Annotated in this window: 16 protein-coding genes; 10 read left to right on the top strand and 6 right to left on the bottom strand. The window is 66.6% G+C overall.

Translation table 11 applies throughout. The features are described 5' to 3' along the window. The first annotated feature begins 82 nt into the window (after positions 1-82). The 6 genes from FBY30_RS05035 to FBY30_RS20790 all read left to right on the top strand — a co-directional run bounded on the left by FBY30_RS05035 (position 83) and on the right by FBY30_RS20790 (position 5,843). Positions 83-2,206, top strand: coding sequence for a S9 family peptidase (locus FBY30_RS05035; RefSeq protein WP_142131590.1), 2,124 nt, complete (start codon positions 83-85; stop codon positions 2,204-2,206). A gap of 308 nt (positions 2,207-2,514) precedes the next feature. Beyond that, complete coding sequence (locus tag FBY30_RS05030; protein WP_142131588.1) at positions 2,515-3,024, top strand: amino-acid N-acetyltransferase; 510 nt, start codon at positions 2,515-2,517, stop codon at positions 3,022-3,024. Between the two features lie 251 nt (positions 3,025-3,275). Beyond that, entirely contained in the window at positions 3,276-4,277 is a 1,002-nt protein-coding gene (gene dhaK / locus FBY30_RS05025; RefSeq protein ID WP_142131586.1) for a dihydroxyacetone kinase subunit DhaK, read from the top strand. A gap of 2 nt (positions 4,278-4,279) precedes the next feature. Further along, positions 4,280-4,912, top strand: coding sequence for a dihydroxyacetone kinase subunit DhaL (dhaL, locus tag FBY30_RS05020; protein ID WP_142131584.1), 633 nt, complete (start codon positions 4,280-4,282; stop codon positions 4,910-4,912). Beyond that, the gene (gene dhaM / locus FBY30_RS05015) at positions 4,909-5,634 is read left to right on the top strand and encodes a dihydroxyacetone kinase phosphoryl donor subunit DhaM (RefSeq protein WP_142131582.1); all 726 of its coding nucleotides are present in this window, start codon (positions 4,909-4,911) and stop codon (positions 5,632-5,634) included. The genes dhaL and dhaM overlap by 4 nt, the downstream gene beginning before the upstream one ends. Before the next feature lie 35 nt (positions 5,635-5,669). Beyond that, the gene (locus FBY30_RS20790) at positions 5,670-5,843 is read left to right on the top strand and encodes a hypothetical protein (protein WP_200830637.1); all 174 of its coding nucleotides are present in this window, start codon (positions 5,670-5,672) and stop codon (positions 5,841-5,843) included. A gap of 28 nt (positions 5,844-5,871) precedes the next feature. On the opposite strand, the gene FBY30_RS05010 is transcribed toward FBY30_RS20790, so the two are convergent. Then, positions 5,872-6,303 (bottom strand): DUF3592 domain-containing protein, encoded by a 432-nt coding sequence (locus FBY30_RS05010; RefSeq protein WP_142131580.1) that lies wholly within the window; start codon positions 6,301-6,303, stop codon positions 5,872-5,874. Between the two features lie 58 nt (positions 6,304-6,361). Beyond that, on the bottom strand, positions 6,362-7,288 hold the full coding sequence (locus tag FBY30_RS05005; protein ID WP_142134920.1) for an A/G-specific adenine glycosylase: 927 nt from the start codon (positions 7,286-7,288) through the stop codon (positions 6,362-6,364). A gap of 165 nt (positions 7,289-7,453) precedes the next feature. Between FBY30_RS05005 and FBY30_RS05000 the strand changes: the two genes are divergently transcribed. Next, the gene (locus tag FBY30_RS05000; RefSeq protein WP_142131577.1) at positions 7,454-8,140 is read left to right on the top strand and encodes a hypothetical protein; all 687 of its coding nucleotides are present in this window, start codon (positions 7,454-7,456) and stop codon (positions 8,138-8,140) included. A gap of 61 nt (positions 8,141-8,201) precedes the next feature. Here the strand turns inward: FBY30_RS05000 and disA are convergent, their stop codons facing one another. From disA to FBY30_RS04985, 3 genes are all read right to left on the bottom strand, one after another. Then, positions 8,202-9,278 (bottom strand): DNA integrity scanning diadenylate cyclase DisA, encoded by a 1,077-nt coding sequence (gene disA, locus FBY30_RS04995; RefSeq protein ID WP_142131575.1) that lies wholly within the window; start codon positions 9,276-9,278, stop codon positions 8,202-8,204. 249 nt (positions 9,279-9,527) lie between these two features. Further along, positions 9,528-10,028: a 2'-5' RNA ligase family protein gene (locus tag FBY30_RS04990; protein WP_142131574.1), complete on the bottom strand. Its 501-nt coding sequence runs from the start codon at positions 10,026-10,028 to the stop codon at positions 9,528-9,530. A gap of 17 nt (positions 10,029-10,045) precedes the next feature. Further along, a complete protein-coding gene (locus FBY30_RS04985) occupies positions 10,046-10,294 on the bottom strand; it encodes a hypothetical protein (RefSeq protein ID WP_142131572.1) in 249 nt (82 codons plus the stop codon). A 195-nt stretch (positions 10,295-10,489) separates the two neighbouring features. On the opposite strand from FBY30_RS04985, the gene FBY30_RS04980 reads away from it, so the two are divergent. Both FBY30_RS04980 and FBY30_RS04975 read left to right on the top strand, forming a co-directional pair. Continuing rightward, positions 10,490-12,103: a peptide chain release factor 3 gene (locus FBY30_RS04980; RefSeq protein ID WP_142131571.1), complete on the top strand. Its 1,614-nt coding sequence runs from the start codon at positions 10,490-10,492 to the stop codon at positions 12,101-12,103. A gap of 5 nt (positions 12,104-12,108) precedes the next feature. Next, the gene (locus tag FBY30_RS04975) at positions 12,109-13,338 is read left to right on the top strand and encodes a beta-ketoacyl-[acyl-carrier-protein] synthase family protein (protein ID WP_142131570.1); all 1,230 of its coding nucleotides are present in this window, start codon (positions 12,109-12,111) and stop codon (positions 13,336-13,338) included. A gap of 102 nt (positions 13,339-13,440) precedes the next feature. Here FBY30_RS04975 and FBY30_RS04970 read toward each other — a convergent pair whose 3' ends face one another. Then, positions 13,441-13,947, bottom strand: coding sequence for an NUDIX domain-containing protein (locus tag FBY30_RS04970; RefSeq protein ID WP_142131569.1), 507 nt, complete (start codon positions 13,945-13,947; stop codon positions 13,441-13,443). A gap of 117 nt (positions 13,948-14,064) precedes the next feature. Between FBY30_RS04970 and FBY30_RS04965 the strand changes: the two genes are divergently transcribed. Then, the gene (locus FBY30_RS04965) at positions 14,065-14,301 is read left to right on the top strand and encodes a hypothetical protein (RefSeq protein WP_142131568.1); all 237 of its coding nucleotides are present in this window, start codon (positions 14,065-14,067) and stop codon (positions 14,299-14,301) included. Positions 14,302-14,307: the final 6 nt, after the last annotated feature.

The following is a 14,307-nucleotide window of genomic DNA, read 5'->3' as shown; positions in this document are numbered from 1 at the left end:
GCCGCGGAGAGGCACCCACGCACGTAGCCGGGCGCCGTGTGGCGACTGTGATGGCGGGCACAAAACGTGTTGAATCGGGAGCATGGCTAATCAGAATCCGGCGATCCCGGACGAGCAACCACTGACCCCTTTCCACGACCTCGACCATTACCTGTCCATCCCGCGGGTAAGCGGCCTGGCCCTGAGCCCGGACGGCTCGCGCCTGGTGACCACGGTGAGCACCTTGAACGGCAAGGGCACCGAATTCGCCAGCGCCCTGTGGGAGCTGGACCCGGCCGGGCAGAAGCACGCCCGGCGCATCACCCGCAGCGCCAAGGGCGAGGCCGGCGCCGCCTTCGCGGTCAACGGGGACGTCTACTTCACATCAGCCCGTCCCGATCCGGACAGCCCGGACGAGGATCCAGTGAGCGCGCTGTGGCTGCTGCCGGCTGACGGCGGTGAAGCGCGCGTGGTCCTCAGCCGGCCAGGCGGCGTCAGTAGGGTGATCACCGCCAAGGGCGCAGATGCTGCGTTTGTGACCGCCGAGGTCCTGGCGGGCTCAGCCGATGAGGAGGACGATGCCGAACGGCGCAAGTCCCGCAAGGACAGGAAGGTCTCGGCCATCCTGCACAGCGAGTATCCGGTCCGGTACTGGGACGCAGACCTGGGACCGGGCCAGCCACGGATCTTCGCGGTGGAAGCGGGTAAAACCGAAGGAGCCGGCAAGCCAACAACGGTTGACGCCACCGCTCCCTTGGTCCTGCGCAACCTCACGCCCGACGCCGGCCCGCGGCTTCGGGAGGCGGAGAGTGTGGTCAGCCCCGACGGGAAGACCATCTACAGCGGCTACACCAGGCCCCTTGCCAAGGCAGACAGCCGGTCCATCCTGGTGGCCGTGGATGTGGCGTCCGGCAGCCTGAAAGTGCTGCTGGACCAGGAGGGCATGAACTACTTCCCAGGCCCGGTCAGCCCCGATGGGCGCACGCTCGTGGTGGTCAGCGAGAGCGATTCCACCCCGCGGCAGGCCCCCGAGATCAAGATGCACCTGCTCGACGTCTCCGGCCAGGCGGAGGAGGATGGCGCCGGCCTCCAGCCTTTGGCACACGACTGGGACCGCTGGCCCAAGCCTGCCGCGTGGCTTCCGGACGGCTCGGGCCTCCTGGTAACAGCGGATGACGACGGCGCGTCGCCGGTCTTCCGGGTCAGCGTTCCGTCGGCTGCGGCTGAAGTGGGCGTCACCCGGGTGACGCAGGACGCTGCGGCCTACTCCGACGTCGTCATTTCGCCGGAGGGGCGCAGCGCCTACGCCCTGCGCAGCTCGTACGAGTTTCCTGCCGAGGCCGTGCGGATCGACCTGGCCACTGGGGAAACCACCCGCCTGCCTGCTCCAGCTGACCGGCCGGCCTTCCCGGGCCGGCTGGAGCGCATCGCCGCAACCGCTGCCGACGGCTCGCGCGTGCCCGCCTACCTCGCCCTCCCGGAAGGTGCTTCCGCGGACCAACCGGCACCGCTGCTCCTGTGGATCCACGGCGGTCCGTTGGGGTCCTGGAACGCGTGGACATGGCGGTGGAACCCGTGGCTCCTCACGGCGAAGGGGTATGCCGTGCTGTTGCCTGATCCGGCGCTGTCCACCGGCTACGGGCAGTCGTACATCCAGCGCGGCTGGGGATCCTGGGGTAAGGCGCCCTTCACGGATCTCATGGCAGTGACGGATGCCGCCGTGGAGCGGCCGGACATCGACCAGACCCGGACCGCGGCGATGGGCGGTTCCTTCGGCGGCTACATGGCCAACTGGGTGGCGGGCAACACGGACCGGTTCAAGGCGGTTGTTACCCACGCCAGCCTCTGGGCCCTGGACCAGTTCGGGCCGACCACCGACGCATCCCAATACTGGCTGAAGGAAATGACCGAGGAGATGGCGATGGAGAATTCGCCGCACCTCCACGCGGAAAACATCAGCACCCCCATGCTGGTAATCCACGGCGACAAGGACTACCGGGTGCCCATCGGCGAAGGCCTGCGGCTCTGGTACGAACTGCTGTCCAAGTCAAAGCTGGCGGCGGACCAGGACGGGCAGACGGCGCACCGGTTCCTCTACTTCCCGGACGAGAACCACTGGGTCCTCCAGCCACAGCACGCCAAGGTCTGGTACCAGGTGGTGGAGTGGTTCCTGGCCAAGAACGTCCTGGGCCAGGACCTCGACCTGCCGGCGGAACTCGGCCTCTAAACTGGTCGGCTCGGCGCCGTCGGCCGAGGCATTTGCCGGCGCCTGCTCCTTCGTCGCTTTGACGGCGCCTACACAAATGCCTGACCGCCGCCGCCTGTGGGCGGCGCACCTCTAGCGAAGTGAAGGTGCCGGGGCTATTTGTGTAGCTTGCGTCAGAGCTGGGCCCACACTGGCAGGGTTCCTTGGCCGAGCTTGCGAGGCCAGGGGCCAGTGGGGACGAAGGAGCAGCAAGCGGCAAATAGCGCCGGTACCGGAACGCCCCGCCCCAATCACAGAGCCGCGAGCCGTTCGCCTCGTAGGATGGCATTGTGACCGACTCCTTCCACATCCGCCCAGCACGCACCAGTGACGTCCCTGCCATCAAGAGGCTGGTGGCGCCCCTGGCCGAGGAGCGCATCCTGATGGCGAAGGAGACGGTGGCCTATTACGAGAGCCTCCAGGAGTTCCGCATCGCCGAGTCCAGCGACGGCGAAATGATCGGCTGCGGAGCGCTGCATGTCATGTGGGAGGACCTGGCCGAAATCCGCACCCTTGCAGCGTCGGGGGAGTGGCGCGGCAAAGGGGTGGGGCATGTCCTGGTGGAGAGCCTGCTGGAGGAAGCCAAGGCCCTGGGAGTGTCCCGCGTCTTCTGCCTCACCTTCGAGGTGGATTTCTTCAAGCGCCATGGCTTCGAAGTGATGGCAGACCAGTCAGCGGTGGATCCGGAAGTCTATTCGGAGCTCCTGCGCTCCCACGACGAGGGCGTGGCGGAATTCCTGGACCTGGCACGCGTCAAGCCCAACACCTTGGGCAACACCCGGATGATCCGCGCCCTCTAACACGGCGCCCGGAGGCAGCATTCCGCAGAGCCCTCTTGGTTTTACTCGAATTGATGGATAAACTGCTGGAGGCCGATATGTGGGGGGCCTCAGGAAAGGGACAGTCATTGGGGGCTGTCCCTTTGCTGCGTCCGGGGCACAAACCTGTGGGATAAGTGCGGAAAAGCGGGCTGGACGAACCTACCGCGAGCCGCGATCCCGGTAGTAGGGTCAGACACACATCCTTCAGGAGCACAGCCAGGAGCAACGCCATGAAGAAACTCATCAACGATCCAAAATCCGTTGTCCAGGAAGCTGTCCAGGGCTTTGGCCTGGCGCATGCCGCACTGGTCGCAGTCAGCGAAGACCCCATCTACATCACGCGCAAGGACGCGCCTGTGGCTGGCAAGGTGGGGCTGGTTTCCGGCGGCGGCAGCGGACACGAGCCGCTGCACGCCGGTTACGTGGGGCAGGGAATGCTCGACGCCGCGGTGCCGGGGGCGGTGTTCACCTCACCTACGCCGGACCAGATCCTTCCCGCCACCCTCGCGGTGAACTCAGGTGCCGGCGTCGTACACATCGTCAAGAACTACACCGGCGACGTCCTGAATTTCGAGACGGCTGCCGAACTGGCTGAGGCCGAAGGCGTCAGCGTCCGCACCGTCCTGGTCAATGACGACGTGGCGGTGGAGGACTCGCTGTACACCGCAGGCCGCCGTGGTGTGGGCGGCACCGTGCTGGTGGAGAAGATTGCGGGCGCCGCCGCCGAACGCGGTGACGACCTCGACGCGGTGGCCGCCATCGGCGAACGGGTAAACGCCAACGTCAGGACCATGGGCGTAGCGCTGTCCGCCTGCACCGTCCCGCACGCCGGCACACCCAGTTTCGACCTCGCCGAGGATGAAATCGAGATCGGCATCGGCATCCATGGTGAGCCGGGCAGGCACCGGATTCCCATGGAGACCGCGGACAACATCACAAACCGCCTGCTGGAGCCCGTCCTGGCCGACCTCAAGATCAGCTCCGGGGACAAGGTGCTGCTCTTTGTGAACGGCATGGGCGGCACTCCGCTGAGCGAGCTGTACATCGTGTACCGGCGGGCAGTGCAGGTACTCGGAGATGCCGGCGCCACGGTGGAACGCTCGCTGGTGGGCAACTACATCACGGCCCTTGAGATGCAGGGCTGCTCCATCTCGGTCCTGCGGCTTGATGACGAGATGACGGAACTCTGGGACGCGCCCGTGCACACCCCCGCGCTGCGCTGGGGCGTGTAACCGTGGTCCTGGACGTCAACTGGGCCGTGAAGTGGCTGACGCTGTGTGCGCAGGCCATGGCTGAACACCGCGTTGAACTCATCGAACTGGACCGGGCCATCGGCGACTCGGACCACGGCGAGAACATGGACCGCGGGTTCCAGGCTGTCCTGGCCAAGCTCGGCGAATCAACACCGGAGACGCCCGGCGCCGCGTTGAAGATGACCGCCATGACGCTGATGTCCAAGGTGGGCGGTGCCGCAGGACCCCTCTACGGCACAGCCTTCCTTCGCGCCGCCACCGCACTCGGCGATTCCGCTGAGGTTGATGCAGCCGCACTGGCCGGGGCCCTTGCGGCTGCGCGGGACGGGATTGTGGCGCGCGGGAAGGCGGAGTCCGGGGACAAGACCATGGTGGACGCCTGGACTCCGGCCGTCGACGCTGCCCGGGCGGCAGCTGACGGCGGCAGCGCGGATGTCCTGGGTGTCCTGGTGGCGGCCGCCGAGGCAGCGGAGGCAGGGGCCGTGGCAACCGATCCGATGGTCGCGCGGAAAGGCCGGGCCAGCTACCTGGGCGAACGCAGCGCCGGCCACCGGGACCCCGGCGCAGTGTCCAGCGCGCTGATCCTGCGCGCAGCCGTTGGGGCGGCTGCGTGACCGTCAGCATCGTTGTGGTGTCCCATAGCGAAAAAATTGCCGACGGCGCCGTGGAGCTTGCCGCCCAAATGGCGCCGGACGTGATGATCCTGCCCGCCGGCGGCACCGACGACGGCAGGATCGGTACCAGCCTGGAGAAGGTCCTCGCAGCCTTGGAGCAGGTCAGCGATCGAGGTGGCGGGCAGGCTGGCGGGGACGGTACTGCTGCCGATGGCACCGTGGTCATTACGGACCTGGGGTCGGCAGTGATGACCGCGGAATCGGCCCTGGAGTTCCTGGAAAATCCGGCCGGCGTCCTGCTCGCCGACGCGCCGCTGGTGGAAGGTTTGGTAGCCGCCGCCGTCGCTGCCCAGGGTGGAGCTGACGTGCAGGCGGTACGGAAGGCGGCTGAAGCTGCAGGCGGCCCGGCGCAACCGGCTGGATCGGCTGCTTCCGGGGCGGTGGAGCCGGTCACCAGCGCCGCGCCTGACAGCACCGGGGACTTTGAACTGGTCAACCAGGCAGGCATGCACGCACGGCCTGCCGCGAAGGTGGCCGGGGGGCTGGCTTCCCTGGATGCCGAGGTCACCATCAACGGCGTGGATGGTGCGTCCATGACCGGGCTGATGACCCTGGGCGCCGGTAAAGGCACCGTGCTGCACGTGGAAGCGTGGGGCCACGATGCGGAACGTGCCGTGGAGTATGTGGGCGGCCTGGTAGAGGCAGGCTTCGGCGAGCCCTGACCGCCCCGGCCGTTCCTGCTAATAAGCTCGGTGGCATGGAACGGCCGCTTACAGACAACTCCCAGGAAATCGAAGTGCTGGACGGCCAGATCTCCGTGGAGGAACTGCTCGCCGAACTCGGCTTCAACTGGACGGCCGAACCTGTGGGCGGCGGCCCGGCAGCCGGCACGTCCGAGGGCGAAGACTTCAGCCAGCCCGCGCTGTTCTAGCTGACCCTGCTCCGGGTCCGGGCCGCCTCTAACCCAGCGGAAAGACGCCGATAAACCAGAACGAAACCACGGCAAAGACGGCGAAAAACGCAATTAGGCAGCCCATCACGGTACGCGGTTCCGAGGAAACCTGGAGCGACTCGTTCGGGTTGGCCGGGTTGTAGGCCACCTCGATCAGAGAGCCCGGCGCCGGCTGCTCAACCGTTGAGACCTCTGACTTGCCCATGAAGAGGGTGCCCTGCGGATCGGTGAACTGGTAGGTGGGGTAGTAGCGCAGGTTTCTGCTCGAGCCGCCCGCGCCACTGGTCCATCCCGTGGCGCTGCCGGTGACGGTAGCCTGCGCCTTGGGCCACGCTGCCATCTGCTGCTGTTGGCGCTTAGTCCTCCGTGCCGCGTAGACCAGCGAAAATATGGCGGCAGCAACAAACAGCGCCCACACGATGTACAGGATGGTTTTCATGGTTCCCCCGGTTCCGGTCACCAAGAAGTATGCCATCCCGGCCCCGCGGCCGGTTTGCTTAGGCTGGTAGCCGGAAGCCGCCGTCGTGCATCTCCGCCAGTCCGTCCGCCAGCAGCCCTGCCAGCGCCCGGTCCAGTTGCTCGGGGGCGGAGTTGAGCCGGTGCAGGGCGGCCAGGGGCATGCCGATCCCCACTGGCGCGTAGCCAAGATCGGCGGGTTCGCGGTGGAACATGTCCGGGGGCACGGGTGCGTCCGCCAGCCGCAGCACGGCCAGCACGGCGCCGCGGACCTGGCGGTCGGTGCCGTGCCACGCCTGGCCCTTGGGAACGTACGACGGCGGGGGCTCACCGGCGGCGAGCCAGGCGCAGGAGTCTCTCACGGGACAGTCGGCGCATTTGGGTGCGCGGGCCGTGCACACCAGCGCCCCCAGCTCCATGACCGCGGCGTTCCAGCGCACGGAGGTTTCGTCGTCGTCCGGCAGCAGGGCGGCAGCCAGGCGCATTTCCGCCGCCGTTAGGGCCGGGGCGGGCAGCGCCGTGCCGGAGATGAGCCGTGCGTGCACCCTGCGGATATTGGTATCCACCACCGTTTCCCGACGGCCATAGGCGAAGGCCGCCACCGCCGCGGCGGTGTAGCTGCCCACGCCGGGAAGGGCCAGCAGTTCCGCATAAGTGCCCGGGACCCTGCCGCCGTGTTCCTGCACGATGGCCGTTGCCGCGGCGTGCAGTCTCAGGGCCCTCCGGGGGTAGCCCAGCCTGCCCCAGGAACGGACAGCTTCGCCTGCCGGTTCACCTGCCAGGCCGGCGGGAGTGGGCCAACGCTTGAGCCATTCGTACCAGACGGGCAGCACCCGGACCACGGGGGTCTGCTGCAGCATGATCTCGCTGACCAGCACGCCCCAGGGGGAGCAGTCGGGTTCCCGCCACGGCAGGTCACGGGCAATGCCGGCGAACCAGTCGTTGATCCGCCGGTGCAGCAGCTCCAGGTCTGCATAGTCGGCTGGTGCGTCCGTAATGGGGGAGGTTTGAGTTTCGATGCCAACACTGTAGTGGATGGATTCCGGCGGGCCGAAAACCGGTGTGACCAGAGCAATGGACCGGCGGCGGCGTGGTGGCCGTGCAGAACCGGAGGCGTTCCCTAGCCTAGAAGGATGGGCAGGCAAGGCAATTCATCAGCACGCGGCACGTCGGGTTCCAGCAGCGTCCGGAAACCGAGCGCCGCTGTGTACCGCCGCCGCCGGCTGGTTGTTGGCGGTGCCCTGCTGCTTGTAATCGCAATCGTGGTCAGCGGTTTCGCCTTGGCGGGCGCCTTCAAGGGCGGTTCGCAGCAGGCCAAGCCTTCTCCCACTGACCCTGCTTCCGCGAATCCGGCTGCCTCAGCCACCCCCTCTGCCTCCGCCTCGGCAACTGCTTCAGCCACGCCGTCGCCCACTGCCTCAGCAACCCCCACCTGCAACCAGAACCTGGTGACGGTCACTGCCTCCACCGACAAGCCCGCTTACGGCCCCGGGGAAAACCCGATGCTCACCCTGAAGGTGACCAACGGCGGCAAAGTCCCCTGCGAGGTCAACATAGGCACCTCGCAGATGGAATTCCTGGTGACCAGCGGCTCGGACCGGATTTTCTCTTCCAAGGACTGCCAGGCGTCCAGCGAGGACCTGGTGAAGGTCATAGCGCCCGGTGCCAGCGAAACCGCCAACTTCCCGTGGAACCGGAACCGCAGCGCCGATGGCTGCAAAGAGGTGGCCGCCGCCCCGGGCGGTGGCGGGGCGTACTACATCTTCACCGCGAAGCTGGGCTCGCGGGCCAGCCCCAAGGCCGTCTTCCAGCTGAACTAAGCGGTTTAAGTCAGGAACTGTACCGGGAGTTGGTTTGGCGCCTTTTTGAGTCTCCGGTTGTTTAGAGGAATCGGTCCAGGAGGCTGGCTTCGGCCATGCGGCTCAGGCCCTCGCGTACGGTCCGGGCGCGCTGGTCGCCGATGCCGTCAACGGTCATGAGGTCGTCAATGGTGGCGGCCATCAGGAACTGGAGGCCCCCGAAATGGTCAACCAGGCGGTCGGCGACGGCCTTGGGAACTGCCTTGAGGCCGGACAGCAGCCGGTAGCCGCGGGGCTGGACCACCGCGTCCAGATTCGCCTCGCCGCCCGCAAACCCAACTATTGCCGAGATCTTGCCCAGGTCGATCAGTTCGGTGGGACCCAGGTTGACCAGCTCATTGACGGCTTTTTCAATGTCTTCGGCGGAGGCGTTGGGGCTGGCGTAGTCGCGGATGATCACGTCGCTGCCCGGACCACGGCCCACGGTCAGCTCGTCGAGCTGGAGGGAGAGGAGGCGGCCGTCCTCGCCCAGTTCCAGGACGTACTGCGAGATTTCCTCTGAAATGCGGCGGACCATTTCCTGCCGCTGGAGGGTGACGGCCACATCGCGCACGGTCACCATGGCCTCGATTTCCAGTGCTGAGAGCGAACTGGTGACCTGGTCAAGGCGGGCGCGGTAGCGCTCCAGGGTCGCCAGGGCCTGGTTGGCGCGGGCCAGGACGTTTTCCGAGCCCTCCAGGACGTGCCGCAGGCCGTTGACATAGAGGGCGATGATCTGCATGGACTGGCTGACCGATATGACCGGTACGCCCGTCTGTTTTGCCACCCGTTCTGCGGTGCGGTGGCGGGTGCCTGACTCCTGGGTTTCGATGCTGGAGTCCGGGACCAGCTGGACGGCGGCGCGCAGGATGTTGCCGGCGTCCTTGTCGCAGATGATGGCGCCGTCCATCTTGGCCAGCTCACGCAGGCGGGTGGGCGAGAACTCGATGCCGATGTCGAAGCCACCCGAGCAGATGGAATCGATGGTGCGGTCAGATCCCAGCACGATGAGCGCGCCGGTGCGCCCGCGGAGGATTCGTTCCAGGCCGTCGCGAAGGGGAGTTCCGGGTGCAACCCTGCCCAGAGTGGCCCTCAGCGATTCTTCGGGGCTCCGCGCCATAGGTATTTCCCTTCAAAGGTGCGGACCGCCGCCCGCAGGAATGCCGGCATCCGCAGTTGGCCGGCAGGATCAAAAAGTGCTCTGATTCCCGCAAGCTCAATGATAGGGGTAAGAAACCCAAGTTCCGCACGGGCAAGCCCCAAAGTGCCCCATTAGGGGGTTTCGGAAAGTGCCGGGAAAACGCGTTCGACGGCGGGTGCGGGCAGTGCATTTTCGCCCCCCTTTTAGTTCCGGCTGGAGTGCCGTTGCTCAGGCCATCCCTCCCAAGGGCGAGATGGCCCGGGTACTGCTGTCCCAGAGTCGGGCCCCCGTGCACTGGCCTTCGAGGCGCAGGTCCAGCAGGTCCATGGCCGTTCCGAGGTGGTGGCCGGGGATACGGCGGGAAATGGTGACGTGCGGCGTCCACGCCCCCGGCAGTGTCAGCGGCAACGCGCCGGACAGGTCGTGGTGGAGGCACCTGTGCAGGTCCAGCAGGGGAGCGGTCAGCAGGACCGCCCTCGCCAGGACATACTTGCCCTGGCCCGCGGGGAAAACGATGGCGCCGGAGAACGTGATATCCATGGGCAACGCCTGCCACGGGCCATCCCCATTAACCTGCAGGTCCGCCCCGGCGGCAAGCGTGATGTGCGGGCTGTTACTGGGGGAGGTGTGGGCTGCAAGGCTCGGAAGGCCTGCGGCCTGCAGCCGCGCCCAGTCCGCCCTGATCAGGGAATCGGTGGAGCCGTCAAAGACCAACTCGATGCTGCGCATGAACCCATCATCCGGGATCAGCGCTTCAAGTCCCTGAGCATCCGCTCCAGGTCCCTGCTGACTTTTGAAAGGGACGCCGCCCGCAGCGCCTTATGTTCTTCCGCTGTCTGGACCCCGCGCTTTCGCGATGAGCCGGAGGAAAGGCTGGAATCGGAACCCCGTGTTGCGGCCGCATCGAGGCTGTTGCCGGCGCCGAAACGGTCGGCAAGGTTGGTGGCCAGCGGGTCGAAGAAGAGGTTGCCGGTGAAGGTGGCGCCATGCATCATGGGCCCAAGCTAACGTGCAGGCATTTCGCGGCTTTGAACGTTCGGTTTCGCCTTCGTTAAGCGGCGCCGCTGCCGTTTGCGGCCCTGCGATAAACTTGTACTTTGGCCGTTTGCCAATGACATTCCCCGCCCTTGAGTCGCAGAGCAGAAACCCGACAGGCCCTGGGCAGCCACAACCGCAGCGAAAGTAGCACCGTGTCCCAAGATGTCCTGACCCCCGCCCGGATCTCCGAGATTCACAAGGAGGCGGGCCGCCGCAGGACCTTTGCCGTCATTTCCCACCCTGACGCCGGCAAGTCCACGCTCACCGAAGCGCTTGCCCTGCATGCAAAAGTCATCGGCACCGCGGGCGCCTCAAGCGGCAAGGCAAACCGTAGGGAAACTGTCTCCGACTGGATGCAGATGGAAAAGGACCGCGGCATCTCCATTAGCTCTGCCGCCCTGCAGTTCTCCTACCGCGACACCGTGATCAACCTCCTGGATACCCCCGGCCACGCCGACTTTTCCGAGGACACCTACCGGGTGTTGGCCGCCGTCGACTGCGCCGTGATGCTGGTGGACGCAGCCAAGGGCCTGGAAACCCAGACCATGAAACTCTTCGAGGTCTGCAAGCAGCGCAACCTGCCTATCATCACCGTGATCAACAAATGGGACCGCCCGGGCCTGGACGCCCTGGCGCTCATGGACGAGATCACTGAACGAACCGGCTTGCAGCCCATGCCGCTGACCTGGGCCGTGGGCATTTCCGGTGACTTCCGCGGCGTCTGGGACCTGCGCAACGACCGCTTTGCCCGGTTCCAGCGCAACAATGCAGGCGCGCAGATCGCCATCACGGACTACTTCACGCCCGAGGAAGCCGCGGAAGACCAGGGCAGCAACTGGTCCGACGCCGTGGACGAGGCGGGACTGGTGATCGAGTCCAACCTCGAATTCGACATCGAGGCCTTCCACGCCGGCAAGGCCACACCCATCCTCTTCAGTTCCGCCGCGCTGAACTTCGGCGTCAAGGAACTGCTGGACGCCCTGGTGGACTTCGCTCCGCCGGCATCGCCACGTCCGGACGTGGACGGCAACCCCCGCCCGGTGGAATCCCCGTTCTCCGGCTTCGTGTTCAAGGTCCAGGCCGGTATGAACAAGGCACACCGCGACCACGTGGCCTTCATCCGGGTCTGCTCCGGCGTCTTCGAGCGCGGCATGGTTGTCACCCAGACACGCACCGGCAAGTCCTTCGCCACCAAGTACGCGCAGCAGGTGTTCGGCCGCGAACGCGAGGTCATTGACGAGGCCTACCCCGGGGACGTGGTGGGCCTGGTCAACGCGTCCTCGCTGCGGGTGGGTGACAGCCTGTTCCTTGAGGAAGCCGTGGAGTACCCGGCTATCCCGCTGTTCGCACCGGAACATTTCCAGGTGGCCCGCTCCAAGGACCCCAGCAAGTTCAAGCAGTTCCGCCGCGGCATCGAGCAGCTGGAACACGAGGGCGTCATCCAGCTGCTCCGCTCCGACCTCCGCGGCGACCAGGCGCCGGTGCTCGCCGCCGTCGGACCCATGCAGTTCGAAGTGGTGGAGGACCGCATGGCGCACGACTTCAGCGCCCCCATGCGCCTGGAGCGCCTGCCCTACTCCCTGGCAAGGATTACGACGGCGGACGCCATGCCGGCGCTGGCCAACGTACCGGGCGCAGAGGTGCTCTTGCGGTCCGACGGCGAGTACCTCGCCTTGTTCAACGACGTCTGGGCCCTGCGGCGGATCGAGAAGAACCACCCTGACCTCACACTGGTGCCGATCGGCACGCACAACCCGGCGAAGTAAGCACTGTGACTGCTCCCGGACCCCGCGCCGTCGTTACCGGACTCGGCACGATTAATCCGCTCGGCGCAAGCGTCAAGGAAACCTGGGAAGCCCTTTTGGACGGACGGTCCGGGATTGCGGTGCTGGAGCAGGACTGGGCGGAACAGCTGCCGGTCAACATCGCCGGGCAGGTGACCGCGGATCTTTCGGCGCACCTCAGCACGCGCGAAATGAAGCGGATGGACCGGTGCGGCCAGCTTGCCTTGATCGCGGCCCGGGAAGCCTGGGTTCAGGCAGGTGCCCCCGAGGCGGATCCTGAGCGGTTTGCCGTGGTGATCGGCTCCGCGTACGGCGGGCTGGGCTCCACCATCGAACAGGACCGGGTGCTGGCGGCGTCCGGCCCGCGGAAAGTCTCGCCGCATACCCTAACCCGGCTGATGGCCAACGGCCCGGCGGCCTGGGTCTCCATCGATCTCGGTGCGCGTGGCGGTGCCCGGACGCCTGTCAGCGCCTGCGCCTCCGGGGCTGAGGCGATTGTCCAGGCAGCCGAACTGATCCGCTCAGGTGCTGCCGACGTCGTCATTGCCGGTGGTGTTGACGCCTCGGTCAACGACCTGGTGATCAGCGGCTTTGCCCAGATCCGCGCCCTGTCCACGCGCTCGGACGATCCGGAACGCGCCTCGCGCCCGTTCGACGGCGGCAGGGACGGCTTCGTGCTCGCGGAGGGGGCCGCGGTGGTGGTGCTGGAGAGTGAAGAGCACGCGCGGGCCCGGGGGGCCGCCATCCTGGGAGCGGTGGCCGGCGGAGCGGTGACATCCGATGCGAACGACATCGTGGCCGCCGATCCCGCCATGCAGCGCAGGGTCATGCAAAAAGCGCTGGATTCGGCAGGCATGCAACCTGCCGACATCGGTTTCGTCCATGCGCACGCCACCTCCACTCCGGTGGGCGACCGGCTGGAAGGCCAGGCGATCAGCGCCGTCTTCGGTTCCGGTGTGCCTGTCACCTCCACCAAGGGGCATACGGGCCACCTTCTTGGCGGCGCCGGTGCGCTGGCCGCCGTCGTGGTCCTTGAAGCCCTGCGCACCGGCCGGCTGCCGGGAACCCTGAACGTCGAGGAGCTGGACCCGGAAGTGGACCTCAACGTCATCACGGAAGGCACCCACCAGTTGCCGCCGGATTGTGCGCCGGCAGGGCTGGTGAATGCCTTCGGTTTCGGCGGCCACAGCGTTGCGTTAGTGATCACAGGCCCCTAGCCAAACGCCGAAAACGCCGGAACGGTGCGCGGACGCCGGAACTGATCGGCGTTTCCGCACCGTTCCGGGGATCCGGATGTATCAGTGCGCTAAGCGGCTGGTCTAGCGGGCTGCCATGTCCTCAACCAATGCGTCGAGGATGGGCAGCTGGCCCTTGACGAGCTTGAGCCGAGCTTCCTCCTCCGGGAACCAGCGAGCGTCGTCAATTTCCGGGTAGTGCTGGATCCTGCCGGACCCCTTGGGCCACTCGAGCGGAAAGGTGTTGCTGTTGATGACCTCCGGATCGAAAGCGGCTTCCGCCGTGTAGACGGTGATGAGCTTCCCGGAGGATTGCCGGAATTCGCCAAGCAGCCGGTACTCAACTCCGGGAGCTTCAGTGCCCATCTCCTCGGCGAATTCGCGCAGGGCGGCGGCCAGCGGGTCCTCGCCGTCAACGTACTCGCCCTTGGGAATGGACCAGGCGTGCGCATCCTTCCGTGCCCAGAAGGGGCCGCCCATATGGCCGATCCAGACCTGCAACCCATTGTGGGTGCCGGCAGAGGTGCCGGTGCCGGCGGGTGCGGGCAGGTCCTGCCGGTACAGCAGTATGCCTGCGCTTCGAATGGGCATTGATCCTCCAAACAGGTCACTTCCCAGCGGAAGTGCAATTGCCGTCCGCCGTTAACGTGCAGTTCACGGCGCTGCTCTAGGTTATTCCTTCAGGCACTTCGCTCGAAGGGACCACTCATGGCCAGCATTGCTGAAGTTTTGGGACGGCTGACACCGGAAGAAGTGGACGAGCTGCGCAGCCTGGGCCCGCAAGGGCACCTGCCGCGGCACCTTGTGGACGCCCTGGACCGGGCGGCCGGGGGAGCGGGGTCCGGCCGCGGGTACTACGTGGCAAACGGCAACGTGAGCGCCACCGGCGACCCGCTGCTGGTGTTGCGCAGCGATGTTTCCCGCTGGTTGACGGCCGGTTCCTGACCGCTG

Origin of the sequence: Arthrobacter sp. SLBN-83, assembly GCF_006715285.1 — a bacterium.
Lineage (GTDB): Bacteria > Actinomycetota > Actinomycetes > Actinomycetales > Micrococcaceae > Arthrobacter.
The sequence above is the reverse complement of the archived record's forward strand: the minus strand, read 5'-3'. Positions and strand labels throughout refer to the sequence as shown.

What these genes read in the sequence shown, in the direction of transcription:
- FBY30_RS05010 (WP_142131580.1), bottom strand. Translation starts at nt 6,303, where the DNA reads ATGAAAACCATCCTGTACATCGTGTGGGCGCTGTTTGTTGCTGCCGCC.
- FBY30_RS04970 (WP_142131569.1), bottom strand. Translation starts at nt 13,947, where the DNA reads ATGCCCATTCGAAGCGCAGGCATACTGCTGTACCGGCAGGACCTGCCC.
- FBY30_RS05035 (WP_142131590.1), top strand. Translation starts at nt 83, where the DNA reads ATGGCTAATCAGAATCCGGCGATCCCGGACGAGCAACCACTGACCCCT.
- dhaK (WP_142131586.1), top strand. Translation starts at nt 3,276, where the DNA reads ATGAAGAAACTCATCAACGATCCAAAATCCGTTGTCCAGGAAGCTGTC.
- FBY30_RS04965 (WP_142131568.1), top strand. Translation starts at nt 14,065, where the DNA reads ATGGCCAGCATTGCTGAAGTTTTGGGACGGCTGACACCGGAAGAAGTG.
- FBY30_RS04990 (WP_142131574.1), bottom strand. Translation starts at nt 10,028, where the DNA reads ATGCGCAGCATCGAGTTGGTCTTTGACGGCTCCACCGATTCCCTGATC.
- disA (WP_142131575.1), bottom strand. Translation starts at nt 9,278, where the DNA reads ATGGCGCGGAGCCCCGAAGAATCGCTGAGGGCCACTCTGGGCAGGGTT.
- FBY30_RS05000 (WP_142131577.1), top strand. Translation starts at nt 7,454, where the DNA reads ATGGGCAGGCAAGGCAATTCATCAGCACGCGGCACGTCGGGTTCCAGC.
- FBY30_RS20790 (WP_200830637.1), top strand. Translation starts at nt 5,670, where the DNA reads ATGGAACGGCCGCTTACAGACAACTCCCAGGAAATCGAAGTGCTGGAC.
- FBY30_RS04985 (WP_142131572.1), bottom strand. Translation starts at nt 10,294, where the DNA reads ATGATGCATGGCGCCACCTTCACCGGCAACCTCTTCTTCGACCCGCTG.